The organism is Salipiger bermudensis HTCC2601 (assembly GCF_000153725.1).
Classification (GTDB): domain Bacteria; phylum Pseudomonadota; class Alphaproteobacteria; order Rhodobacterales; family Rhodobacteraceae; genus Salipiger; species Salipiger bermudensis.
Window position 1 is genome coordinate 246,420 of record NZ_DS022276.1, and the last position, 22,117, is coordinate 268,536.

24 protein-coding genes and 1 riboswitch are annotated in these 22,117 nt (G+C 67.5%); of the genes, 7 read left to right on the forward strand and 17 right to left on the reverse strand.

The window, feature by feature from the left end; all coding sequences use genetic code 11:
* Positions 1-102 precede the first annotated feature (102 nt).
* From rpsA to miaB, 14 genes are all read right to left on the reverse strand, one after another.
* Positions 103-1,863 carry a 30S ribosomal protein S1 gene (gene rpsA, locus R2601_RS01110; protein WP_224886485.1) on the reverse strand — a complete coding sequence of 587 codons (1,761 nt, stop codon included), beginning with the start codon at positions 1,861-1,863 and terminating at the stop codon, positions 103-105.
* A gap of 224 nt (positions 1,864-2,087) precedes the next feature.
* Positions 2,088-3,080 carry an aldo/keto reductase gene (locus R2601_RS01115; RefSeq protein WP_007792279.1) on the reverse strand — a complete coding sequence of 331 codons (993 nt, stop codon included), beginning with the start codon at positions 3,078-3,080 and terminating at the stop codon, positions 2,088-2,090.
* On the reverse strand, positions 3,077-3,700 hold the full coding sequence (gene cmk / locus R2601_RS01120; RefSeq protein ID WP_007792281.1) for a (d)CMP kinase: 624 nt from the start codon (positions 3,698-3,700) through the stop codon (positions 3,077-3,079). Before cmk ends, R2601_RS01115 begins: the two co-directional genes overlap by 4 nt.
* 52 nt (positions 3,701-3,752) lie before the next feature.
* Positions 3,753-4,259, reverse strand: coding sequence for a hypothetical protein (locus R2601_RS01125; protein WP_007792283.1), 507 nt, complete (start codon positions 4,257-4,259; stop codon positions 3,753-3,755).
* Positions 4,259-5,602, reverse strand: a complete 1,344-nt coding sequence (gene aroA / locus R2601_RS01130; protein ID WP_007792286.1) for a 3-phosphoshikimate 1-carboxyvinyltransferase — start codon at positions 5,600-5,602, stop codon at positions 4,259-4,261. Before aroA ends, R2601_RS01125 begins: the two co-directional genes overlap by 1 nt.
* A 137-nt stretch (positions 5,603-5,739) precedes the next feature.
* Positions 5,740-6,453, reverse strand: a complete 714-nt coding sequence (gene trmB, locus R2601_RS01135) for a tRNA (guanine(46)-N(7))-methyltransferase TrmB (protein WP_007792289.1) — start codon at positions 6,451-6,453, stop codon at positions 5,740-5,742.
* Positions 6,454-6,588: 135 nt separating this feature from the next.
* Positions 6,589-7,767 carry a methionine adenosyltransferase gene (metK, locus tag R2601_RS01140; protein ID WP_007792292.1) on the reverse strand — a complete coding sequence of 393 codons (1,179 nt, stop codon included), beginning with the start codon at positions 7,765-7,767 and terminating at the stop codon, positions 6,589-6,591.
* 3 nt (positions 7,768-7,770) lie between these two features.
* Positions 7,771-7,819: riboswitch (SAM-SAH riboswitch) on the reverse strand.
* 14 nt (positions 7,820-7,833) lie between these two features.
* Positions 7,834-9,384, reverse strand: a complete 1,551-nt coding sequence (lnt, locus tag R2601_RS01145; protein WP_050768400.1) for an apolipoprotein N-acyltransferase — start codon at positions 9,382-9,384, stop codon at positions 7,834-7,836.
* Complete coding sequence (locus tag R2601_RS01150) at positions 9,377-10,348, reverse strand: transporter associated domain-containing protein (RefSeq protein WP_050768401.1); 972 nt, start codon at positions 10,346-10,348, stop codon at positions 9,377-9,379. Before R2601_RS01150 ends, lnt begins: the two co-directional genes overlap by 8 nt.
* A gap of 36 nt (positions 10,349-10,384) precedes the next feature.
* Positions 10,385-10,867: an rRNA maturation RNase YbeY gene (gene ybeY, locus R2601_RS01155; RefSeq protein WP_007792299.1), complete on the reverse strand. Its 483-nt coding sequence runs from the start codon at positions 10,865-10,867 to the stop codon at positions 10,385-10,387.
* Between the two features lie 161 nt (positions 10,868-11,028).
* Positions 11,029-12,009, reverse strand: a complete 981-nt coding sequence (locus R2601_RS01160) for a PhoH family protein (protein ID WP_007792300.1) — start codon at positions 12,007-12,009, stop codon at positions 11,029-11,031.
* Between the two features lie 150 nt (positions 12,010-12,159).
* Positions 12,160-12,465, reverse strand: coding sequence for a hypothetical protein (locus tag R2601_RS01165; RefSeq protein WP_007792303.1), 306 nt, complete (start codon positions 12,463-12,465; stop codon positions 12,160-12,162).
* Between the two features lie 10 nt (positions 12,466-12,475).
* A complete protein-coding gene (locus tag R2601_RS01170; protein WP_040544231.1) occupies positions 12,476-13,093 on the reverse strand; it encodes an OmpA family protein in 618 nt (205 codons plus the stop codon).
* A gap of 230 nt (positions 13,094-13,323) precedes the next feature.
* Positions 13,324-14,631 carry a tRNA (N6-isopentenyl adenosine(37)-C2)-methylthiotransferase MiaB gene (gene miaB, locus R2601_RS01175; protein ID WP_007792307.1) on the reverse strand — a complete coding sequence of 436 codons (1,308 nt, stop codon included), beginning with the start codon at positions 14,629-14,631 and terminating at the stop codon, positions 13,324-13,326.
* A 456-nt stretch (positions 14,632-15,087) separates the two neighbouring features.
* Here miaB and R2601_RS01180 point away from each other — a divergent pair, with 456 nt between their 5' ends.
* Entirely contained in the window at positions 15,088-15,957 is an 870-nt protein-coding gene (locus R2601_RS01180) for a hypothetical protein (protein WP_007792310.1), read from the forward strand.
* Positions 15,948-16,448 (forward strand): GNAT family N-acetyltransferase, encoded by a 501-nt coding sequence (locus R2601_RS01185; RefSeq protein ID WP_007792312.1) that lies wholly within the window; start codon positions 15,948-15,950, stop codon positions 16,446-16,448. The genes R2601_RS01180 and R2601_RS01185 overlap by 10 nt, the downstream gene beginning before the upstream one ends.
* 3 nt (positions 16,449-16,451) lie before the next feature.
* On the opposite strand, the gene R2601_RS01190 is transcribed toward R2601_RS01185, so the two are convergent.
* Positions 16,452-17,138, reverse strand: a complete 687-nt coding sequence (locus R2601_RS01190; RefSeq protein WP_007792315.1) for an FAD-binding oxidoreductase — start codon at positions 17,136-17,138, stop codon at positions 16,452-16,454.
* Positions 17,139-17,272: 134 nt separating this feature from the next.
* Positions 17,273-17,692 carry an iron response transcriptional regulator IrrA gene (gene irrA / locus R2601_RS01195; protein WP_040544234.1) on the reverse strand — a complete coding sequence of 140 codons (420 nt, stop codon included), beginning with the start codon at positions 17,690-17,692 and terminating at the stop codon, positions 17,273-17,275.
* Positions 17,693-17,869: 177 nt separating this feature from the next.
* Here irrA and fabA point away from each other — a divergent pair, with 177 nt between their 5' ends.
* Positions 17,870-18,379: a bifunctional 3-hydroxydecanoyl-ACP dehydratase/trans-2-decenoyl-ACP isomerase gene (gene fabA, locus R2601_RS01200; RefSeq protein WP_007792321.1), complete on the forward strand. Its 510-nt coding sequence runs from the start codon at positions 17,870-17,872 to the stop codon at positions 18,377-18,379.
* A 32-nt stretch (positions 18,380-18,411) separates the two neighbouring features.
* On the opposite strand, the gene R2601_RS01205 is transcribed toward fabA, so the two are convergent.
* Positions 18,412-18,645, reverse strand: coding sequence for a hypothetical protein (locus tag R2601_RS01205; RefSeq protein WP_007792323.1), 234 nt, complete (start codon positions 18,643-18,645; stop codon positions 18,412-18,414).
* Positions 18,646-18,749: 104 nt separating this feature from the next.
* On the opposite strand from R2601_RS01205, the gene R2601_RS01210 reads away from it, so the two are divergent.
* The 4 genes from R2601_RS01210 to hisH form a co-directional block, all read left to right on the forward strand.
* Complete coding sequence (locus R2601_RS01210; protein WP_007792325.1) at positions 18,750-19,382, forward strand: hypothetical protein; 633 nt, start codon at positions 18,750-18,752, stop codon at positions 19,380-19,382.
* 93 nt (positions 19,383-19,475) lie between these two features.
* On the forward strand, positions 19,476-20,705 hold the full coding sequence (gene fabB / locus R2601_RS01215) for a beta-ketoacyl-ACP synthase I (RefSeq protein ID WP_040545002.1): 1,230 nt from the start codon (positions 19,476-19,478) through the stop codon (positions 20,703-20,705).
* A gap of 30 nt (positions 20,706-20,735) precedes the next feature.
* The gene (locus tag R2601_RS01220; protein WP_007792328.1) at positions 20,736-21,527 is read left to right on the forward strand and encodes an enoyl-ACP reductase FabI; all 792 of its coding nucleotides are present in this window, start codon (positions 20,736-20,738) and stop codon (positions 21,525-21,527) included.
* 30 nt (positions 21,528-21,557) lie between these two features.
* The coding region (gene hisH, locus R2601_RS01225) for an imidazole glycerol phosphate synthase subunit HisH (protein ID WP_007792331.1) at positions 21,558-22,117 on the forward strand (560 nt) is incomplete at its 3' end.

Sequence of the window (22,117 nt, forward strand, 5' to 3'; positions counted from 1 at the left end):
AGGCTGTCAAGGAACCATGCAAGTCCCGGCGCCCAAGATGCAAGAAGCCCCGCCGGATCGCTCCGGCGGGGCCAATCTCTTCAGCGCGTCAGCGCCTCAGGCTCAGTTGTCGCCCTTGAGAGCTGCGCCGAGGATGTCGCCGAGCGATGCGCCGGAGTCGGAGGAACCGTACTGTTCCACGGCTTCCTTCTCTTCGGCGATCTCGCGTGCCTTGATCGACAGGCCCAGACGACGGGTCTTGCTGTCGATGTTGGTGACGCGGACGTCCACCTTGTCGCCCACCGAGAAGCGCTCGGGGCGCTGCTCTGCGCGGTCGCGCGACAGGTCGGAGCGGCGGATGAAGGACTTCATGCCCTCGTATTCCACCTCGATACCGCCATCTTCGATCGCGGTGACCTCGACGGTCACGATCGAGCCGCGCTTCACGCCGCCAACCGCGTCAGCGAACTTGTCGCCGCCGAGTGCCTTGATCGAGAGCGAGATACGCTCCTTGTCGGTGTCCACTTCGGTGACCACGGCCTGAACCACGTCGCCCTTGCGGTACTCCTGGATGGCTTCCTCGCCGCGCTGGTCCCAGCTGAGGTCGGAGAGGTGCACCATGCCGTCGATCTCGCCGTCGAGACCGATGAACAGGCCAAACTCGGTGATGTTCTTGACCTCGCCCTCGACCTGCGTGCCCTCGGGGTGGGTCTCGGAGAAGACTTCCCACGGGTTGCGCATGGTCTGCTTGAGGCCGAGCGACACGCGGCGCTTGGCCGGGTCGATCTCGAGCACCATGACGTCGACTTCCTGGCTGGTCGAGACGATCTTGCCGGGGTGCACGTTCTTCTTGGTCCAGGACATTTCGGACACGTGAACGAGGCCCTCGACACCCGGCTCCAGCTCCACGAATGCACCGTAATCGGTGATGTTCGTGACGCGGCCCTTGTGGACCGAAGCCAGCGGGTACTTGACCGCAACCAGATCCCACGGGTCTTCCTGCAGCTGCTTCATGCCGAGGGAGATACGGTGGGTTTCCTTGTTGATCTTGATGACCTGGACCTTCACGGTCTCGCCGATCGACAGGATCTCGGAGGGGTGGTTGACGCGGCGCCATGCCATGTCGGTGACGTGCAGCAGGCCGTCCACGCCGCCCAGATCGACGAACGCACCGTACTCGGTGATGTTCTTGACCACGCCGTCGACCGTCTGGCCTTCGGACAGGTTGGCGATGACTTCCGCACGCTGCTCGGCGCGGCTCTCTTCGAGGATCGCACGACGCGAGACAACGATGTTGCCACGGCGACGGTCCATCTTGAGGATCTGGAACGGCTGCTTGAGACCCATGAGCGGGCCAGCATCGCGCACCGGGCGCACGTCGACCTGCGAACCCGGCAGGAACGCAACCGCGCCGCCGAGGTCGACGGTGAAGCCACCCTTGACGCGGCCGAAGATCGCACCTTCGACGCGGGCGTCGTCGGCATAGGCCTTCTCGAGACGGTCCCATGCCTCTTCGCGGCGGGCCATCTCACGGGAAATCACGGCTTCGCCGCGGGCGTTCTCGGCCGCGCGGAGGAAGACTTCCACTTCGTCACCAACGGTGATCTCGGGAGCTTCGCCGGGATTTGCGAATTCTTTCAGATCGACGCGGCCTTCCATCTTGTAGCCGACATCGATGATGGCCTGGCCCGCTTCGATCGCGATGACCTTGCCTTTGACAACCGAACCTTCGTCCGGGGTGTCCATTTCGAGGCTTTCATTAAGGAGGGCCTCGAATTCCTCCATGGTCGAATTAGCCATGTGGCGTTCTGTTCCTTTACAACGGTTTTCTGGCCGGGCGGTTGTCTCCGCCGGTCTTGGCTGTCCCCCACTGAAAGCAGGCAACGTTGGTCGGTCCTGGCGCTACAAAACAAAGAGGGCCGGTGTGATTCCGACCCTGCTCACCTCCCTGTCCGCAGCTTTGCGCCTGTCTTGACGTCGCGCGATATACGCCGATGCGCCCGCCGGATCAAGCCCCGAGCGGCCGCAAACCCCGCTCTGGCAGGGTTTCGCGGCGTTTTCCCCGCCGCGAGGCAGGTCCGAACGGCCTCGTGGAGCCGTCCGGCGACTCAGCTGTAATTCTCCGGCCCGATCCACTGCGTCCGCGAATAGCGGTCGCCATGGCACCAGCCGACGGGCAGCACCGCCTCGATGCGGCCCATATCCTCGGCGGTCAGGCTGGCCTCGGCCCCCTGCACCAGCTCGCGGAAATGGCTGACCGAGCGGGTGCCGGGGATCGGCAGCACGTGATCGCCCCTGTGCAGCGCCCAGGCGATGGCGAGACCGGCGGCGCTCAGTCCCATCTCGGCAGCGAGCGCCCGGAAGCCCGCCACGATCTCGAGGTTGCGGGTGTAGTTCGGTTCCATCATCCGCGGATTGCTGGCGAGGAACGGGTTGCCGGCGATGCGCTCGCGGTCGATCGGATGATCGGTGAGAAGCGAACGCCCCACGGGCGAGAACGCCACCAGCGCCACGCCGAGCTCGGCGCAGGCCTGCACCATGCCCATCTCGGGCAGCCGGGTGGCGAGCGAGTATTCCGCCTGCACCGCCGCGACCGGGTGCTCGGCATGGGCCAGCCGCAGCGTCGAGGGCGCGATCTCGGAAAAGCCGATGCTGCGACATTTGCCCTTCTCGACCAGCCGCCCCATGGTGCCGGCCACCTCTTCGGCAGGGATCTCGGCCTGGTAGCGGTGCACGTAGAACAGATCGACGCAGTCGATCCCCAGACGCTCGAGCGAGGCGTCGAGCTCGACCTCCATATGCGCCAGCGAGTTGTCAAACCGGCGATTGCCCTCGGCGTCGCGGGTGATGCCCGCCTTGGTCGCGATGTGCAGCCCCTCGCGCGCGCCGGGGTTGGCACGCAGCCACGCCCCGATGGCGCGCTCCGAGCGCCCCATGCCATAGACGTTCGAGGTGTCGATATGGCGCACACCCAGCTCGTGGGCGAGATCGAGGATCGCCTGCGAGTTCTCCTCCGTGGTGGCGCCGTAGAAATCCGCGAACGACATCGCCCCGATCCCGAGGCAGGAGGTCTCGAGCGCCCCGATTTTCCGTGTCTTCATGCCGTGTCTCCGTCCTTGCGTTTGGCCGCGACCACGGCGATGGCCTGCGCCACCGCTGCGTCGATATCCAACGTAGATGTGTCGAGGATCACCGCGTCCTCGGCCGGGCGCAGGGGGGCGTCCGAGCGCGTGGCGTCGCGGTGGTCGCGCTCCTTGGTGTCTGCCAGCACGGTTTCGTAATCGGTCTCCGCCCCGCCGGCGTACAGCTCAGCGTAGCGCCGCCGTGCCCGCACCTCGGCGCTGGCGGTGACAAAGAGCTTGGCCTCAGCCTCGGGGCAGATCACCGTGCCGATGTCGCGACCGTCGAGCACCGCGCCCCCGGCGCGCCGGGCATAGGCGCGCTGGAAATCGACCAGTGCCGACCGCACCTCGGGGATCGCCGCCACCTTGCTCGCCGCCTGCGCCACGTCGGCGGTGCGCAGGCCCTCGGCCTCGAGGTCCTCTGCCACCAGCGCCAGCGCCGCCTCGATGGGCTCGACCCCGTCGAGCATGCGCTTGCCCACGGCGCGGTAGAGCAGCCCGGTGTCGAGATGCCCGACGCCGAAATGCGCCGCGACGGCCTTGCTGATGGTGCCCTTGCCGGCGGCTGCCGGCCCGTCGATGGCGATGGTGAAGCTCATGGCACTGCCTCCTTGATGCGTCCCGCCGTTATGGCGAGCGCGGCCGGGGGCTTCAACCCTGGCGCCGCTCCAACCACCACAGCCGGGCAAGCAGACCAAGCGACAGCGCCGCGAAGCCGGTCTTCAGCCGGGTGAACAGCGCCGCCCACTCCGCCAGAAGCGGCAGGAACTGTTCCGGCCCGCGCAGCAGCAGTTCGCGCACCGTCACCCCCTCGGCCCAGTCGGCCCCGAGATAGGCCGCCACCGGCAAGAGCAGCAGCGCCCGCAGCCAGAGGGGCCTGCCCCGGCTGAACCGCAGCAGCCCGAGCGCCAGCAGAAGCGCGAAACTCCACATGAAGCCCGTGTCGAGCCACCGCATCTCGAGCAGGTAAACCGCGCGCCCGCGTCCCTCGAGCGCGGCCACATAGGCCTGCGCCGCCTCCGCCGAGAAGCCCAGGAGCCGCATGTCGAGCGGCATCAGCCCGCCCGCTGCCGGGATCAGCACCTTGCCCGCATACCACCACATCAGCAGCAGCATCGCCGCGGCGAAGGCCGCGAGAGGCGGCAGAAGGCGGCGCATCAGAGCCGCTCGATCACCGCGCCAAGCCCGCTCATCAGCGGCTCGAAGATCGGGAAGGATGTCGCGATCGGTCCACCATCATCGACCCGCACCGGCTCCGTCGTGGCCAGCCCCATGACAAGGAAGGACATGGCGATGCGGTGGTCCAGATGGCTCGCCGTCTCGGCCCCGCCCGGCACGTTGCCATGGCCGCGGCCATGCACCGTCCACCAGTCCTCGCCCTCGTCGACCTCGACACCGTTGGCACGCAGCCCCGTCGCCATGGCGTCGATGCGGTCGCTTTCCTTGACCCGCAGCTCCTTGACGCCCGGCATGTGGGTCTTGCCCTCGGCAAAGCTCGCCACCACCGACAGCACCGGGTACTCGTCGATCATGCTGGCGGCGCGCTCGGCCGGCACCTCGATGCCCTTGAGATCCGGCGAGAACCGCGCCCGTAGATCCGCCACCGGCTCGCCGCCCTCTTCGCGCGGGTTCTCGAAAGTCAGATCCGCGCCCATCTCCTGCAGGGTGAAGAACAGGCCCGCGCGGGTCGGGTTGAGGCCGATATTGGGCACCAGCACGTCCGAGCCCTCGGTGATCAGCGCGGCGCAGACCGGAAAGGCCGCCGAGCTCGGGTCGCGCGGCACCACGATGACCTGCGGCTTGAGCTCCGGCTGGCCGGTCAGCGTGATCACCCGGCCCTCTTCGGTCTCCTCGGTGACGACCTTGGCGCCGAAACCGGTCAGCATGCGCTCGGAATGGTCGCGCGTTGCCTCGCGCTCGATCACCACGGTCTCGCCCGGTGCGTTCAGCCCCGCCAGCAGCACCGCGGACTTGACCTGCGCCGACGGCACCGGCGTGGCATAGCGCACGGGCAGCGGATCACGCGCGCCGACAATCGTCATCGGCAGCCGGCCACCTTCGCGGCCCACCGCCTGCGCCCCGAACAGCGCGAGGGGATCGGTGACCCGCGCCATCGGGCGCTTGTTGAGGCTGGCATCGCCGGTGAAGGTCGCGGTGATCGGCGTGGTGGCCATCGCTCCCATGATCAGCCGCACCCCGGTGCCCGAGTTGCCGCAATCGATCACCTGCTCCGGCTCGGCGAATCCGCCGACGCCGACGCCGTTCACGTGCCAGGTGTCGCCGCGCTTCTCGACCTCCGCCCCGAAGGCGCGCATCGCCTTGGCGGTGTCGAGAACGTCCTGCCCCTCGAGCAGCCCGGTGACCCGGGTCTCGCCCACCGCCATGGCACCGAGGATCAGCGACCGGTGCGAGATCGACTTGTCCCCCGGCACATGTGCCTCGCCGCTCAGCCCACTGGACCGGCGTGCAATCATCGGAATGGCTTCCCCGTGGCTCGACATCTCGCCCCCTCGCTTCCTGCTCTGTTATCGCTCACGGCGCTGATAGCAGCCGCCCGCGCCCCTGTCTTCTCTTCGTTCTCAAATACTCCGGGGTGAATTGGCGCAGCGCGCCAAGAGGGGCAGCGCCCCTCCCCCGCTCAGCGTTTGCGGAACGTCATGTAATGCGGCACCCGGCCTTCGCGCAGCGCCTTCTGCTCGTAGCGGGTCGAGATCCAGTCGCCCCACGGCTCGCGCCAGTCCGCTGGCCCCTCGGCCAGCCATTCGAACCCGGCCTTCGGCACCTCGACCATGGTCTGGCGCACGTAGTCGGGAATGTCGGTGGCAACGCGGAACTCGGCGCCGGGCTTCAGCACCCGCGCCAGCGGCTCGAGATGCTCGGGCGTGACAAAGCGGCGCCGGTGGTGCCGCGCCTTGGGCCACGGGTCGGGATAGAGCAGGAAGGCCTTGTCGATCGAGGCTTCGGGCAGCACGTCGAAAAGGTTGCGCACGTCGCCCGGATAGACCTTGACGTTCTCGACGCCGGCCCGGCGGATCTTGCCGAGCAGCATCGCCACGCCGTTGATGAAGGGCTCGCAGCCAATCACGCCGACCTCCGGATAGGTCGCGGCCTGGTGCACCATGTGCTCGCCGCCGCCGAAACCGACCTCGAGCCAGACCGGCTTGCCGCCGAACATCGCGCCAGTGTCGAGCGCCGCGCGCTCGGGGTTCTCGTCCCAGTCCACCGCGCCGGGCGACAGCTTGGCGAGATCCTCGTCGAGATAGGCTTCCTGCGACGCCTTCAGCGTCTTGCCCTTCACGCGGCCATAGAAGTTGCGCCACGGGGCGCCGGGATGCTTGTTCGAACTGGTCATGGCCGGGGGCTTTAGCGTCAAGCCGCGCGCGGGGCAATCCCGCAACGCCCTCTCACCATATCACTCCAGCTTCGCCCGCGCGGCATCGTCGCCGCGCGTGGCCCGTGTCCTGCGAGGGGCGCGGCCCTGCCCGCCTCAGACCTCGCGGCCGAGCGCGTCCGCGAGATCGGTCTTCTCCCAAGAGAAGCCACCGTCGGCATCCGCCGCGCGGCCGAAATGGCCGTAGGCGGCGGTGCGCTCGTAGATCGGCTTGTTGAGGTCGAGATGGGTGCGGATGCCGCGCGGCGTCAGGTCCATGACCTTGGGGATCGCCCGCTCGATCGCCGCCGGGTCGACCTCGGCGGTGCCGAAGGTGTCGACATAGATCGACAGCGGCTTGGCCACGCCGATGGCGTAGGACAGCTGCACCGTGGCCTTCTCGGCCATGCCGGCGGCGACGATGTTCTTCGCGAGGTAGCGCGCCGCGTAGGCCGCCGAGCGGTCGACCTTGGACGGGTCCTTGCCCGAGAACGCCCCGCCACCATGCGGCGCCGCACCGCCATAGGTGTCGACGATGATCTTGCGCCCCGTCAGGCCCGCGTCGCCGTCCGGCCCGCCGATCACGAAGGTGCCGGTGGGATTCACCCACCATTCGGTCTCGTTCGAGAGCCAGCCCTCGGGAAGCACCTCTCGGATATAGGGCTCGGCAATGGCGCGGATGTCGTCCGAACTGAGGCTCGGGTCGAGATGCTGGTGCGACAGCACCACCGAGGTCACGCCCACCGGCTTGCCGTTCTCGTAGCGTACCGAGAATTGCGACTTGGCGTCGGGGCCAAGCTGCGGCTCGGCGCCGGACTTGCGCGCTTCGGCAAGGCGCTTGAGCACCGCGTGCGAGTAGAGGATCGGCGCCGGCATCATCTCGGGCGTCTCGTTGGTGGCGTAACCGAACATGATGCCCTGGTCGCCCGCCCCCTCGTCGCCGCGCTCACCGGTCACGCCCTGCGCGATATGGGCCGACTGCTCGTGCAGCAGGTTGGTGATCTCGCAGGTTTCCCAATGGAACTTGTCCTGCTCGTAGCCGATGTCCCGGATGCAGGCGCGGGCGATGTCGGGGATGCGCTGCATGTAGTCATGCAGCTTGTCCTGGTCGGTCAGGCCGATCTCGCCGCCGATCACCACGCGATCGGTGGTGGCAAAGGTCTCGCAGGCGACGCGCGCCAGCGGATCCTCGGCAAGGAGCGCATCGAGGATGGCGTCGGAAATCCGGTCGCAGACCTTATCCGGGTGGCCCTCGGACACGGATTCCGAAGTGAAGGTGTAATTCTGTCGGGACATATTTGCTCCATTGGGTACCAGCCGTCACGCCAGGAAGCCGTTGTGACGGGGATATGACGGATATCGCTACGTGGTTGCGGACTCGGCGTCAACCGAAACCCGGCGTCGCGGCAAAGACAACGTAAACGCCAGAAGCCCGAGCAGGATCGCCAGAGGCAGATCCCCGGTGCGGCTGTAGAGCGTGACGCGCAGCGGCGGCGGCAGGGGCGTGTCCAGGTAACCGGCCTCGCCGAGGGGCAGGCTGTCAAGCACCCGCCCCGCCCCGTCGATCACCGCCGAGACGCCTGTATTGGCCGCGCGCAACAGCGGCAGCCCCTGCTCGACCGCCCGCATCCGGGCCTGAGCGAGGTGCTGGTACGGGCCCGAGACGGTGCCGAACCACGCGTCGTTGGTGATCTGCAGCAGCAGGTCCGGGCGCTGTGGCGCGCGCAGGTCCTGCGGGAACACCGCCTCGTAGCAGATCAGCGGCAGCGCGCGGCCGAGATCGGGCCCGAGATCGATGGTGCGCGGCCCCGGCCCTGCGCCATAGCCGCCAGCAGCGCGCTGCGCCAGCCCGCCCACCTCGATCCTCGCGAAGAGCGCGGCAAAGGGCATGTACTCGCCGAACGGCACAAGATGGTGCTTGTCATAGGTCGCCTCGACCGCGCCGCCGGGTCCCGCGAGCGCCAGCGAGTTGAACCACGTGCCCTCCTCGACGCGCTGGATTCCGAGTGCCACCTTGGCCGGGCCGGCGGCGTCAGAGATGCGGGCGAGCGCGTCCTCGGCATTCTCGAGCAGCATCGGCAGAGCGGTCTCGGGCCAGACGGTGAGCGCCGGGCGGTCGAGCCCCTCGCTGGCGGGGGCGGCGGTGTATTCCACCTGGCGCTCGAAGAAGATCGGCACGAAGGCGCGGTCCCATTTCTGGTGCTGCGGGGCGTTGGGCTGCACAAGCCGCACCACCGGGCGCCCGGAGAGATCCTGCATCGGCGGGGTGATCGCAGTCCCGCCCGCGACCAGCGCCGCAAGCCCGGCAAGGCCGGCGGTGAGACGTGGCCAGCCAAGGCGGAGGTCGCGCAGCCCCGCGACGAGCAGCGCGGCACTGCCAAGTGTGAGGACGGTGAGCCCGTGCGTGCCGATCCATGCCGCCCATTGCAGCGCCGGGGTCGGCGCCCAGAGCGAGCCGAGCGTGGCCCACGCAAAGCCGGTCAGAACATAGGCCCGGGCCAGCTCGACGGTGGACCAGAACACCACGAGGGCGAACAGCCGGCGCCGCGGAACCGCGCGCCCAGCGCACCAGAAGGCCAGCGCCCAGAACAGCGCCAGCCCGGCGGCCAGCAGCGCCAGCGCGAAAGGCGCCATCCAGCCGGTGGTGGCGGCATCGACCTGGAACGGCTCGGTGACCCAGTTGAGCACAAGTGCAAAATAGCCGAACCCCGCGCCCCAGCCGGTGGCCAGGGCCCCGCGCGGACCGCGTGATCGCGCGAACAGGGCGACGATGGCAAGCAGCCCGGCAAAGCCCACCCAGGTCAGTGCCCAAGGCGCCTGCCCCAGCCCCAGAGCCGCGCCCGCCGCCACGGCGAGCGCCAGCTGCGCCAAAGTCTGGAGACGGCTGCGCGCGGCCCCAGACGTGTCAGGCACTCTGCGCCTCGGCGGAGGCCTCGGCGCGCGGCTCGGCCTGAAGCGGTGCGACCGGTTCGGCCGGGCGCATGGCACTCGGCCCGGCACCTGCGGTCTGCTCGTGCGGCCGGATGCGCAGGCGCTTGATGCGGCGCGGATCGGCGTCGACAACCTCGAGATCGAAGCCGCCCGGGTGCGGCACCACCTCCCCGCGCGCCGGGACGTGGCCGGCAAGCATGAAGACCAGACCGCCAAGCGTGTCGATCTCTTCCTCGTCGATCTCCTCGTCGGCGGTCAGGGCGATACCGGTCTGGGCCTCGAACTCCTCGAGCGGCGTGGTGGCCAGCGCCAGCCAGCTGCCGGATTTCTCGCGGAAGAAATTGCGGCCCTCGTCGATGTCGTGCTCGTCCTCGATCTCGCCGATGACCTGTTCGATCAGGTCCTCAATGGTCACAAGCCCGTCGACCCCGCCGTATTCGTCGATCACCAGCGCCATGTGCCGGCGCTCGGTCTGCATCTTGGTGAGCAGCACGCCGATCGGCATCGAGGGAGGCACGAAGACCAGCGGGCGCAGGATCTTGTTCAGATCAAAATCCTCTTCGCTGCCGTTGAACCCGTGGCGCAGCGCGAAGTCTTTCAGGTGCGCCATGCCCACCGGCGTGTCGAGCGTGCCCGAGAACACCGGCAGGCGGGTCATGCCGCTGTCGCGGAAGACCTGCACCAGCTCGGACTTGGTGATGGTGTCGGGCACCGCGACGATCTCGGCCTTGGGAATCGCCACGTCCTCGACGCGCATGCGGCGCAGGTTCATCATGCCGGGACGCGGCATGGCGACCGTAACGGAGGCGCCGCCAGCCTCTTGGCCGTGCTCCTCCTCCGGTTTCAACGCTTTGATAAGGCGGCGGAAAAGTCCATCGCCCGCGGGTGCATCTGTCAGCTGCTGCGCGCTTTGCGCTGCCGTAGACGAGCCGTCGTTATCGCCCATTGTTCCTATCCAAAAACGGGGCCGTTGCCCCAAGCGTTACGAATATGGGTCCTCGATACCCATTTTGCCAAGTATTTCCGTCTCGAGAGTTTCCATCACCGTGGCTTCCGCGTCACTGATGTGGTCATAGCCCAGCAGGTGCAGCGTGGCGTGCACCATCAGGTGGGTGATGTGATGGTCCAGCGGCTTGCCCTGTTCGGCGGCCTCTCGGGCGCATGTTTCCCAGGCGATGGCGATGTCGCCCAGCTCCTCCGGCATGCCGTCCTCACCGCCTTCCGGCGGCTCTTCGGGGTCACGCTCCTCCGACGGCCAGGACAGCACGTTGGTGGGCTTGGGCTTGGCGCGGAAATCGCCGTTCAGTTCGGCGATGCGGGCATCGTCGCAGGCCAGCACGGCGATCTCGAAGCGCTCGGGGTCGAGCGAGAGATGCGACAATGCGGCGCAGGCGGCGCGCTCGGCCAAGGCCTCGAGGCCGGCCGCCTGCCAGCGCGGGTCTTCGAGGAGAGTGTCGGTCAGCATCAGGGCCTGGTCCTGCTTGTGTCAACGTCGCAGCCGGGGGCGCTGCCCCCGCCCCGGACCTGCGTCCGGGGCTCCCCCGAGGTATTTTTCAACCGGAGAAGGACATGTGGGGCGTATAGCGGCTGGCGGCTGGCGCGCAAGAGGCAGGCGCGCCGCGAGGATCAGCCCGAGACGTCCTGTTCGTAGGCCTCGATGATGGCGGCGACCAGCGGGTGACGCACGACGTCCTTGCCGGTGAAGTAGTTGAAGCCGATCTTGTCGATCGCGGAGAGCAGACGCTCGGCATCCTGCAGGCCCGAGGGCACGCCGCGCGGCAGATCGACCTGGGTGCGGTCGCCGGTGATCACCATGCGCGAGCCCTCGCCGAGACGGGTCAGGAACATCTTCATCTGCATGGTGGTGGCGTTCTGCGCCTCGTCGAGCACCACGAAGGCGTTCGACAGCGTGCGGCCGCGCATGAAGGCCAGCGGCGCGATCTCGACGGTCTTCTCCTCGCGCATCTTGGCGAGCTGCTTGCCGGGCAGGAAATCGTTCAGCGCGTCGTAGAGCGGCTGCATGTAGGGATCGACCTTCTCCTCCTGCGTGCCGGGCAGGAAGCCGAGGCGCTCGCCGGCCTCGACCGCGGGGCGGCACAGGATGATCTTGTCGACCGCGCCGGTGATCAGCATGTTCACGCCCACGGCGACGGCGAGATAGGTCTTGCCGGTGCCAGCGGGGCCGATGCCGAAGCACATCTCGTGCTGGTAGAGCGAGCGCACATAGGCCTTCTGGGCGTCGGTGCGCGGCTCGATCAGCTTCTTGCGGGTCTTGATCTCGACCTTGCCGCCCTCGAACATCTCGAGCTGGCCGCCGCTGGCCTCTTCCTCGGGCTCGGGGGCGAGGCGGAACTCGCGGTCGATGTCGGCCCGGCCCACCGAGCGCCCCTGCTCGAGCCGCTGGTAAAGCGCGCCGAGCACCTCGCGGGCGGCGGCCTGCGCCTCTTCGGGGCCGTGGATCGCGAGCTGGTTGCCGCGGCGCAGGATCTGCACCCCGGTTCGGGTCTCGATATCGGTGAGGTTGCGGTCGAATTCGCCGCACAGATCGATCAGCAGCCGGTTGTCGGGGAATTCGAGGATGGCTTCTGTCAGAGTGCCTGTCGTCACGCATGTCTCCTGCGCCTAGAGTCGCTCCCATCGTGCCAAGCGGCCCGGGGAAGGGCAAGCCCCGCGATGCGCCCATGGCCTGCGCAGAAGCAAAACGACCGCGCGATGGGCACCGCGCGGTCGTGTCTCTGCGTCAGGCTCTGCGCCGGGTCAGATCGGATCGCCGATCACCGAGCTCGCGCCCTGCTTGAAGTCGCCGGTGGCCACGGTCGGCGGCGCCACGCCGGAACAGACCGGCTTGCCGTAACGGTCGTAGCGGCGGGCGAGATAGCCCTCGACGCCATCGTCGGCGATCCAGTTGTCGCAGCCGTCGGGATCGACCCAGACGCCCCACTTGAGCTGCGAGAGATCGTCGCGGTCGATGGTGTTGCGGTCCTGGCTCTTGTCGGGGCCGGCATCGCAGGCGGCGAGTACCAGCGCGGTGCCGAGGGCGAGAACGATGCGTACAGTCTTCATGGTCGTCTCCTCAGCGCACACACAGGATTTCGACGCGGCGGTTCTTCGCCATGCCCTCGACGGTGCGGTTGGTCGCCACCGGGTATTCCTCGCCGTAACCGCGCACGTCGATGATGCGGGCGCCGGTGCCGCGCGCCACCGAGGCCACCGCGTTGGCGCGATTGTAGCTCAGGCGGCGGTTGTACTCGATGCTGGCGCGGGCATCGGTGTGACCGGCGATGATGAAGCCGAAGGCGGTGGCGCTGTTGAAGAACTCTTCCAGCCGCGCCTTGCCCTTGGGCGAGATGTAGTACTTGTCGGTGGCGAAGTACTGGTCGGTGTTGAGCGTGCCGCAGACGTTGATGTCGCGGCAGACCGGACGCCCGTCCGGGGTCATGCGCGAGACCGCGTAGCCCTCGGCGCCGTCATCCATCACCCAGATCTCGCAGCCGTCCGGCGACAGCGAGATCCCGGGCACGTAGCGCTCACCGCGGATGGTGCGGGTGTTCTGGGTTGAAATCACCGGTGTGTTCAGAGCCGCGCCGTCGCTGTCGGCGGCCACCGGGCCACTGACGCCGACCGCGGTTGCACAGGCCAGCGCCAGCGCGCCGACCACCCCTCTGAAGGCTTTGGAAATGCGTTTTGCCACAGCCTCTGTCCCCTTGTGCTTGATGTCCGCCAAGCCCGCGCGGGCGCGGGCGGCAGGCAAACGCTGCAATATTTACTCTAAGGCAAGACAGTAGCAGACATTTCCGCCCTGTGAAGGAAAAACCACCATATATTGTGGTGCATGAGGGGACAAACCACCGATCTTCCCGGCATTGTCCAAAGCAGAAACGCAAAAACCGCGACGCCTGCAGGGCAGCGCCGAAGCTCGCCTCAAACGAGCACGCCTTTCAGCGAGTTCGGGCCGCTCTCGACGATCCTGACAGGGCGAAGATCGCCGGGCTGCAGCCCTTCCGCCGCCACGTGCACAGCGTGCAGGTAGTCGGACTTGCCGACCATCTGGCCCGGCAGGCGGCCGGCCTTCTCGAACAGCACGCCGACATCGCGGCCGACCATGGCGTCCTGCAGGGCGCGCTGCTGGCGGGTCAGCAGCGCCTGAAGCCGCTGCAGACGGTCGTCCTTCTCGGCCTCGGAGACCTGCGGGCGCTCGGCGGCCGGGGTGCCCGGACGCTCGGAATACTTGAACGAGAAGGCGGAGCCGTATTGAACCGCCTCGATCAGCGCCATGGTGTCGCGGAAATCCTCTTCGGTCTCTTCCGGGAAGCCGACGATGAAATCGCCCGAGAGGTGCAGGTCGGGGCGCGCCGCGCGCAGGCGCTCGATGAGCCGCAGATACTGCTCGGCCGTGTGCTGGCGGTTCATCCGCTTGAGGATGCGGTCCGAGCCCGCCTGCACGGGCAGGTGCAGGTAGGGCATCAGCTTGTCGCAATCGCCATGCGCCGCGATCAGGTCGTCATCCATGTCGTTGGGATGCGAGGTGGTGAAGCGGATGCGCTCGAGCCCGTCGATCTTTGCCAGCTCGCGGATCAGCCCGGCAAGGCCGCGGTCATGGCCGTGATAGGCGTTGACGTTCTGGCCCAGCAGGGTGAGCTCGCGCACGCCGCGCTCGACGAGGTCGCGGGCTTCGGTCAGCACGCGATCGGCCGGGCGCGAGACCTCGGCGCCGCGGGTATAGGGCACCACGCAGAAGGCGCAGAACTTGTCACAGCCCTCCTGCACGGTGAGAAAGGCAGTCGGGCCACGCTTGGCCTTGGGCCGGGATTTCAGCCGCTCGAACTTGTCCTCCTCGGGGAAGTCGGTATCGAGCGCCTTCTCGCCGCCGCGCGCCTTCGCCTCGAGCTCGGGAAGGCGGTGATAGCTTTGCGGCCCCACCACGAGGTCAACCATCGGCTGGCGCCGCATGATCTCTTCGCCCTCGGCCTGCGCCACGCAGCCCGCCACGCCGATCTTCAGGTCCGGACGCTCGGACTTGAGCCCCTTGTAGCGACCAAGCTCGGAATAGACCTTCTCCGCCGCCTTCTCGCGGATGTGGCAGGTGTTGAGCAGGATCATGTCGGCGTCGTCGGGGCTGTCGGTCTGGACATAGCCCTGCCCGCCCATGGCCTCGGCCATGCGCTCGCTGTCATAGACGTTCATCTGGCAGCCATAGGTCTTGATGAAGAGCTTCTTGGGCTGGGTCATGAGAGGGACTCCCGGTCGCGCGGTTCAAGGGCGGGCGGATAGCGCAAAACGGGGCGCGTGAAAAGGGTGCGCGGAGGGGCGCGGGACCCGGGGTGGTGCGTCTCTCCGGGAGGCGCACCCGGCCGCGAAGCCCGGCCGGCCTCCGGCGGGAGTATTTTTGACGAAGAGAAGCCAGGGGCGTCGGGCTGGTATGGGGCCGCTGTCCGAGGTGGTGTCGGAGGGGTCGTATTGGGGGCGCTATGCCTGTTTCAAGGCGCTTGGTCCGGCGTCGCGCGCCGTGGTCGACGCAAGGGGCCTCCGGCAGGGACATGTCCGGCCAGAAGAAGACAAGGGGGCATAGGATGCGCGGGCCAGCAATAAAGCGAGGACGGCGAACGGAGGCGGCCTGCCCCGGTTGCTTGCAAAGCCCTGCGAATTCACCAATCCTTGAGCGCACAGCCGGCAAAGAGACAGACGATGCATCACGAGAGCCTTGCAGATTTCCTTGGCCAGGCGAAGGCCGCGCTGGCAGCCGGTCCGGTGGCGATGGTGTTTTGCGAGGACGAGGCCGAGATCGACACCACGCTGCGCCACACCCTGCAATCGGGCTTCGGCTGCGTGATCGCCTTCATGCCACCGCAATTCGACATGGCGAAGGACCTGCGCGCGCGCGTGCACCGGATCGACTACGACCTGCGCGTCGAGCGCGCCGTGCCAAGGGCCGTCGACGCGGTGATCGAGGCGGGGCCCGGGCTGTGGATGTTCTATTGCTACAACGCCGAGTACCTGTTCTACCCCTACTGCGAGACCCGCTCGGTCAGCGAGATGCTGGCCTTTCACACTGAAGAGCGGCGCGACGCGATGCTCACCTACGTGATCGACCTCTATGCCGGCGATCTGCAGCGCTCTCCCGACGCGGTGTCGCTCGACGACACCTATCTCGACCGTTCCGGGTATTACGCCCAGACGCGCAACGATGCGGCGCGGCACAATCACCCCAAGGAACGGCAGCTGGATTTCTTCGGTGGACTGCGCTGGCGCTACGAGGAGCACGTGCCCGAGACGCGGCGCAAGATCGACCGCATCGCCCTGTTCCGGGCCAAACCGGGGCTGAAACTGCGCGACGACCACATCTTTTCGGACGAGGAATACAACACCTACGCCTGCCCGTGGCACAACAACCTCACCGCGGCGCTGGTGTCGTTCCGCACCGCCAAGGCCCTGAAGCGCAACCCCGGCAGCACCTTCGACATCCACGATTTCCGCTGGCACAACTCGACCGAGTTCGAATGGCACTCACGCCAGCTTCTCGATCTGGGGCTGATAGAGCCCGGACAATGGTTCTGAGCGTGAGGGCGCTTGGCCCGGATGACGCGACCGCCTACGCCGCGCTCTGCCTCGAGGCGGTCGAGCGCTACCCGGACGCCTTTTGCAGCACGCCGGACGAGGTGCAGGCGCTGAGCCCGGAGACGGTGGCGCAAACCCTGTCGGAGGGCATGACGCTGGGGCTCTTCGAGGGGGCGGCGCTTTGCGGCATGGTGGGCTTGCGCCGCCTGCCCTTCGCGCGTGCCGCGCACCGGGTGGAGATCGGAGCCTTCTACATCCGCCCCGCGCTGCATGGCTCGGGCGCCGCGATGCAGCTTCTGGGTGCGATCGTCGACCATGTGCGACCGCTCGGCGTCTGGCAACTCGAGCTCTGCGTGGCCGAGCGCAACGCGCGGGCCATCCGCTTCTACGAGCGCCACGGCTTTGTCCGTCACGGGCGGATGCCGAACACGGTGATCGGCCCCGGGGGCCCCGAGACCGATCTGTTCTACGTGCGTGACCTCAGGGCCTGAGGCTCAGTCAAACTGCTCCGTGACAATGTCGCCCTCGGGCACGTCGATCGACGTGAGCGCCTCTGCGATGTCGTCGAGCATGGCGTCGGGGCCGCAGATATAGCAGGTGTCCTTGCCGGGTGTGACGTGCTTGCCGAGCAGGTCGGCATCGATCTGACCGCGGTGCAGCGGGCTGTCCTCTTCCTCGGTGACGAGGAAGCAGGTCTCGAGACCGGGCATCTTCTCGAAGCTGTCGCGCAGGATGATGTCGCGCTCGGCCTTGTTGGAGAACACCAGAGTGTTGCCCTTGAGCGTGCCCTTGCGGGCGAGCTTGTCGCGCAGGATGGCGATGAACGGTGTCACCCCGGCGCCGCCGGCGATGAAGACGCCGTCGCCCTTGTCCTCGATCGCGCCCCAGATGTCCTCGAGCAGCATGGTGTCGCCGGGCTGCAGCCTGGCGATGCGGGCGGTCACACCGCCATGGCCCTCGGCGTCTTCGGGATAGGACTTGATGACGAACTCAAGCTGTTCCTCGCCCGGCAGCGAGGTCATGGTGAAGGAGCGGATCTCGTCGCGCCAGCCCTCCTGATCGAGCGCCATGTGCGCCGCCTGCCCGGGGGTGTAGTCAAGATCTGCGGGACGGTCGAAGGTGAGCCTGTAGGTGTCGTGGGTGACCGGGGCGATGCTGCGAAGGGTGAGTGTGCGGGTCATGCGATGTCTCCTTTTGGGAGATCAACGACCAGCGACGCCGCGCGGTTCCTGACCGGCGCGGCAATGCCTTGGTCACGGCAGCCGGCAGTGAGGGCGTTTCGCGGGGCGGGGATGGGCGCCGGAGCGCGGCGCGGTCAGCCGCGCTTGCGCAGGCGGATCACCACGTCGACCGAGGCGATCTCGGCGCCTTCGGGTGCGTCGGGCAGACGCGCGATGACCATGTCCTCGGCGGGAGCATCGGTCAGGTGACCGTCATCTTCCCAGTAGAAATGCGGGTGCTCATGGGTGTTTGTGTCGAAATAGCTGCGGGTGCCGTCGACGGTGACTTCCTGCATCAACCCGGCATCGCAGAACGCGCGCAGCGTGTTGTAGACCGTCGCCAGAGACACGCTCTCGCCCTGCTCCTTCACCGCGGCAAAGAGGCTTTCGGCGGTGACATGGCGGTTCTTTCCGTCGCCAACCAGAAGCGCCGCCAGCGCCAAGCGCTGCCGTGTCGGGCGCAGTTCAGCCTGCGCCAACCACTGCGTGCCTCTCTGAACGGCCTCTGCTGTCATTGCCTCATCCGATACGTTCATCCGCCTGACATATATAAGGAGTGAGCAGGCCGGATTTCAAACGAAAACTCCCGATCCGCAGAGGCGGCGCCTCGGCGCGGCAGGCTTGCAAGCCGCACTTTCACGGTGATAGAGGGTGCCAAACCTGAAACCCACGACACGAAGGGTCAGTCATCGATGGCAGACTATCCCACCAGCTTCGGCAAGGAAGACCTGCTGAAATGTTCCCGCGGCGAGCTGTTCGGCGAGGGCAATGCGCAGCTTCCGGCCCCGCCCATGCTCATGATGGACCGCATCACCGATATCTCGGCGGATGGCGGCGCCCACGGCAAGGGCCACGTGCTGGCCGAGTTCGACATCACCCCCGACCTGTGGTTCTTCGACTGCCACTTCCCGGGCAACCCGATCATGCCCGGCTGCCTCGGGCTCGACGGGCTCTGGCAGCTGACCGGCTTCAACCTCGGCTGGCGCGGCTGGCAAGGTCGCGGCTACGCGCTTGGCGTGGGTGAGGTGAAGCTTACCGGCATGGTGCGCCCCGACCGCAAGATGCTGACCTACAAGATCGATTTCACCAAGGCCGTGCAGACCCGCCGCCTGACCATGGGCGTGGCCGACGGCATCGTCGAGGCCGATGGCGAAGTGATCTACCAGGTCAAGGACATGAAGGTCGCGCTCAGCGAGAGCTGATCGGCCAGGAGGGTGCGCCGCAGCGGCGCCCCTCAATGCAGGCTGAGCAGAACCGCGATGTCGCGCGGGCTCAGCCGCTCCACCAGTTTGCGATCCTCGGGATGCAGCGCCGCGCCGCTGGCGATACGCTGCTTTAGCCGCTGGGCGATCTCGCTGGTCGACTGGTAGTAGAGATCCGGCTGCTCGCGCCCGATCTCCTGCAACAGGCGCTCGAGCAGCGTCTTGCGCTTCTCCGCGTCCAGATCCTTTCGCTTGTCCTGCAGCATGGACTGGTCCCTCGCTCGTTTGCTCCTAGCTTGCGACGTAAGCGGCGGCGCCTCTTTGTCCAGCGCGCCAGCGTGCCGCGACTGCGCAGAAACGGAGAGCCGCAATGATCGCCCGGATCGCCAAGCGCCTGCTGCGCCGCCCCCGCTACAGCGCTTTCGTACCGCTCGACGCGGACGGCCGGCAGCGTGCCGAGACGCTGCGCGAGGCGCTCGAAAGCCTTGCCAAGGACCCCTACCTCATGCTCGCCGACCCGGCATGGCGGCTGGTCTCGGTCTTCGACGACCTGCGCTATGATCGCGCCGACATGGACATGATGACCGGCCCGATGCGCGCCTACGCCACCCGGCGTCTGGAGCCGCTCGGCTTCCGGCAGGCGACAGGCTCGATCCTCGAGAACTCGGCCCTCGACATCCGCATGCACATCCCCCGCTTTCGCGCGCTTGGCGCTTCGCCCTTCGACGCGGTGCGTGACACGCCGCGCCGGGCGCAGGATTACTACCTCCTGACCCCCACCCAGACCGCCGCGCAGATCGTGCTGCACTACCCGGTCGAGACCGCGGTGGAGCGCATCAAGATGCTGGTCGCACGCCAGCCCGTGAACCTGCTGCGCCTGTCCGACTATCTCGAGCAGCGCCGCGACCATCAGGACGTCCTGAGCGCCATCGGGCATCTGAAATACGTGCAGCGCATGGCCGTGGAAAGCGAGCCGCTGCGCCGTCGCCGGGCCTTGCGCTGAGGGGTGCGGCCCGGTTCCGCAGAGGCAATCCGCCGCTTGCGTCCCCCCTGCCCCATGCCCTACATAGCCCCCAACAAACATATGGGAGGCACCATGCGTCGCGTCGTCGTCACCGGACTGGGCATCGTATCGTCCATTGGCACCAACGCCGAAGAAGTCCTCGCCTCACTGAAGGCAGGCCGCTCCGGCATCACTGCCAACGAACAGATGAAGGAACACGGCTTCCGCAGCCAGATCGCCGGGGCCGTCGATATCGACGTCTCCGAGCATGTCGACAAGCGCACCCTGCGCTTCATGGGCCCCGGTGCGGCCTATGCCCATATCGCCATGCAGCAGGCGATCGCCGACTCCGGGCTCGAGGAGTCCGATGTGGTCAACCCGCGCACCGGCCTGATCGCCGGCTCCGGGGGCCCCTCGACCTCGGCGCTGCTGACCGCGCACCAGACCGTGCTCAAGAGCGGCGGCACCAAGCGCGTGGGCCCCTTCGCGGTGCCCAAGGCGATGTGCTCGACGGTCAGCGCGAACCTGTCGACCGCGTTCAAGATCAAGGGCATCAACTACTCGATCACCTCGGCCTGCTCGACCTCGCTGCACTGCATCGGCAACGCCGCCGAGCAGATCATGATGGGCAAGCAGGACGTGATGTTCGCCGGCGGCGGCGAAGAGCTCGACTGGACCCTGTCGTGCCTGTTCGACGCCATGGGCGCGATGAGCTCGAAGTACAATGACAGCCCCGACAAGGCCTCGCGCGCCTTTGACGCCGGGCGCGACGGCTTCGTGATCTCCGGCGGCGGCGGCATCCTCGTGCTCGAAGAGCTCGAGCACGCCAAGGCCCGTGGCGCCAAGATCTATGCCGAGGTCACCGGCTTCGCCGCGACCTCGGACGGCCATGACATGGTTGCCCCCTCCGGCGAGGGTGGCGAGCGCGCCATGCGGCTCGCGCTGCAGACCCTGCCCGAGGACCGCAAGGTCGGCTACATCAACGCTCACGGCACCTCGACCCCGGTCGGCGATGTCGGCGAGATCGAGGCGGTGCGCCGCGTCTTCGGCGAGGGCCAGACCCCGCCGGTGTCCTCGACCAAGTCGATGACCGGCCACAGCCAGGGCGCCACCGGCGCGCAGGAAGCGGTCTACTGCCTGCTGGCGCTGCAGCACGACTTCATCATCCCCTCGATCAACGTGGACGAGCTCGACCCGGCGCTGGCGCCGGCCGAAATCGCCACTGCACGCGTCGACGATGCCGGGCTCGACACGGTGATGACCAATTCCTTCGGTTTCGGCGGCACCAACGGCTCGATGCTTCTGAGCCGCTACCGTGACTGATTTTTGATACCTAACAGCGGATTACAGAACATGTCGGAGCTTCTGAAGGGCAAGCGCGGGCTGGTCATGGGGGTGGCGAATGACCGCTCCATCGCATGGGGCATCGCGCGCGCCTTGCACGAGGCCGGTGCGGAGCTTGCCTTCACCTACCAGGGCGAGGCCTTTGGCAAGCGCCTGCAGCCGCTGGCGGAGAGCGTCGGCAGCGACCTGATGGTCGATGTCGATGTCACCGATGACGCCTCGCTCGATGCGGGTTTCGAGACCCTTGCGGCACGCTGGCCGACCATCGATTTCGTGGTCCACGCCATCGCCTTCTCGGACAAGTCCGAGCTCACCGGGCGCATTCTCAACACCTCGCGCAGCAACTTCCGCAACTCGCTCGACATCTCGTGCTACAGCTTCATCGAGGTGGCGCGCCGTGCTCACCCGCTGATGGTCGAGAATGGCGGCACGCTGCTGACCCTCACCTATGACGGCAGCCAGCGGGTGTTCCCGAACTACAACGTCATGGGCGTGGCCAAGGCGGCGCTGGAATCGACCACCCGTTACCTGGCCAACGATCTCGGCCCCGAGGGCATCCGGGTGAACGCGATCTCGCCCGGCCCGATGAAGACGCTGGCCGGCGCGGCCATCGGCGGCGCGCGCAAGACCTACAAGTTCACCGAGCAGAACACCCCGCTGCGCTCCAACGCCACGCTCGAGGCGGTCGGCGGCACCGCGGTCTATCTGGTCTCGGATGCCGGCGCCTGCACCACCGGCGAGATCATCCGCGTCGATGGCGGCTACCACGTGCTGGGCATGCCGCAATACGACAACCTCTGAGCCGGCCCTGACCGGAAAGGACCGCACGAGATGCTGACGGCGATCATCGACTACGAGAGCGGCAACCTGCACTCGGCCGAGAAGGCGTTCCAGCGCATGGCGCGCGAGACCGGCGGCGGCGAGGTCGTGGTGACCACCGATCCCGAGACGGTGGCAAATGCCGACCGCATCGTGCTGCCCGGCGACGGCGCCTTCCCGGCCTGCGCCGCGGCGCTGCGCCGGTCGGGCTGCTTTCAGGCCATGGTCGAGGCGGTCGAGACCCGCGCCGTGCCGTTCCTCGGCATCTGCGTCGGCATGCAGCTACTGGCGCGCAAGGGGCACGAATACGAGGACACCGACGGTCTCGGCTGGATCGACGGCGAGGTCCAACGCATCGCGCCGTCTGAGCCGTCGCTGAAAGTGCCGCATATGGGCTGGAACGACCTGGTGATCGACCATGCCCACCCGGTGCTCGAGGGCATCTCGACCGGGGATCATGCCTATTTCGTGCACTCCTTCCAGATGCGCATGACCGACGCCTCGCAACGGGTGGCGCATGTGGAATACGGCGGCGACGTCACCGCCATCGTCGCCCATGAGACGGTGATCGG

What these genes read in the sequence shown, in the direction of transcription:
- trmB (WP_007792289.1), bottom strand. Translation starts at nt 6,453, where the DNA reads ATGACCAGTTCGAACAAGCATCCCGGCGCCCCGTGGCGCAACTTCTAT.
- R2601_RS01205 (WP_007792323.1), bottom strand. Translation starts at nt 18,645, where the DNA reads ATGCTGCAGGACAAGCGAAAGGATCTGGACGCGGAGAAGCGCAAGACG.
- R2601_RS01185 (WP_007792312.1), top strand. Translation starts at nt 15,948, where the DNA reads ATGGTTCTGAGCGTGAGGGCGCTTGGCCCGGATGACGCGACCGCCTAC.
- R2601_RS01165 (WP_007792303.1), bottom strand. Translation starts at nt 12,465, where the DNA reads ATGAAGACTGTACGCATCGTTCTCGCCCTCGGCACCGCGCTGGTACTC.
- miaB (WP_007792307.1), bottom strand. Translation starts at nt 14,631, where the DNA reads ATGACCCAGCCCAAGAAGCTCTTCATCAAGACCTATGGCTGCCAGATG.
- ybeY (WP_007792299.1), bottom strand. Translation starts at nt 10,867, where the DNA reads ATGCTGACCGACACTCTCCTCGAAGACCCGCGCTGGCAGGCGGCCGGC.
- metK (WP_007792292.1), bottom strand. Translation starts at nt 7,767, where the DNA reads ATGTCCCGACAGAATTACACCTTCACTTCGGAATCCGTGTCCGAGGGC.
- irrA (WP_040544234.1), bottom strand. Translation starts at nt 17,692, where the DNA reads ATGACAGCAGAGGCCGTTCAGAGAGGCACGCAGTGGTTGGCGCAGGCT.
- R2601_RS01210 (WP_007792325.1), top strand. Translation starts at nt 18,750, where the DNA reads ATGATCGCCCGGATCGCCAAGCGCCTGCTGCGCCGCCCCCGCTACAGC.
- R2601_RS01115 (WP_007792279.1), bottom strand. Translation starts at nt 3,080, where the DNA reads ATGAAGACACGGAAAATCGGGGCGCTCGAGACCTCCTGCCTCGGGATC.
- R2601_RS01150 (WP_050768401.1), bottom strand. Translation starts at nt 10,348, where the DNA reads ATGGGCGATAACGACGGCTCGTCTACGGCAGCGCAAAGCGCGCAGCAG.
- R2601_RS01220 (WP_007792328.1), top strand. Translation starts at nt 20,736, where the DNA reads ATGTCGGAGCTTCTGAAGGGCAAGCGCGGGCTGGTCATGGGGGTGGCG.
- aroA (WP_007792286.1), bottom strand. Translation starts at nt 5,602, where the DNA reads ATGTCGAGCCACGGGGAAGCCATTCCGATGATTGCACGCCGGTCCAGT.
- R2601_RS01125 (WP_007792283.1), bottom strand. Translation starts at nt 4,259, where the DNA reads ATGCGCCGCCTTCTGCCGCCTCTCGCGGCCTTCGCCGCGGCGATGCTG.
- R2601_RS01190 (WP_007792315.1), bottom strand. Translation starts at nt 17,138, where the DNA reads ATGACCCGCACACTCACCCTTCGCAGCATCGCCCCGGTCACCCACGAC.
- fabA (WP_007792321.1), top strand. Translation starts at nt 17,870, where the DNA reads ATGGCAGACTATCCCACCAGCTTCGGCAAGGAAGACCTGCTGAAATGT.
- fabB (WP_040545002.1), top strand. Translation starts at nt 19,476, where the DNA reads ATGCGTCGCGTCGTCGTCACCGGACTGGGCATCGTATCGTCCATTGGC.
- cmk (WP_007792281.1), bottom strand. Translation starts at nt 3,700, where the DNA reads ATGAGCTTCACCATCGCCATCGACGGGCCGGCAGCCGCCGGCAAGGGC.
- R2601_RS01180 (WP_007792310.1), top strand. Translation starts at nt 15,088, where the DNA reads ATGCATCACGAGAGCCTTGCAGATTTCCTTGGCCAGGCGAAGGCCGCG.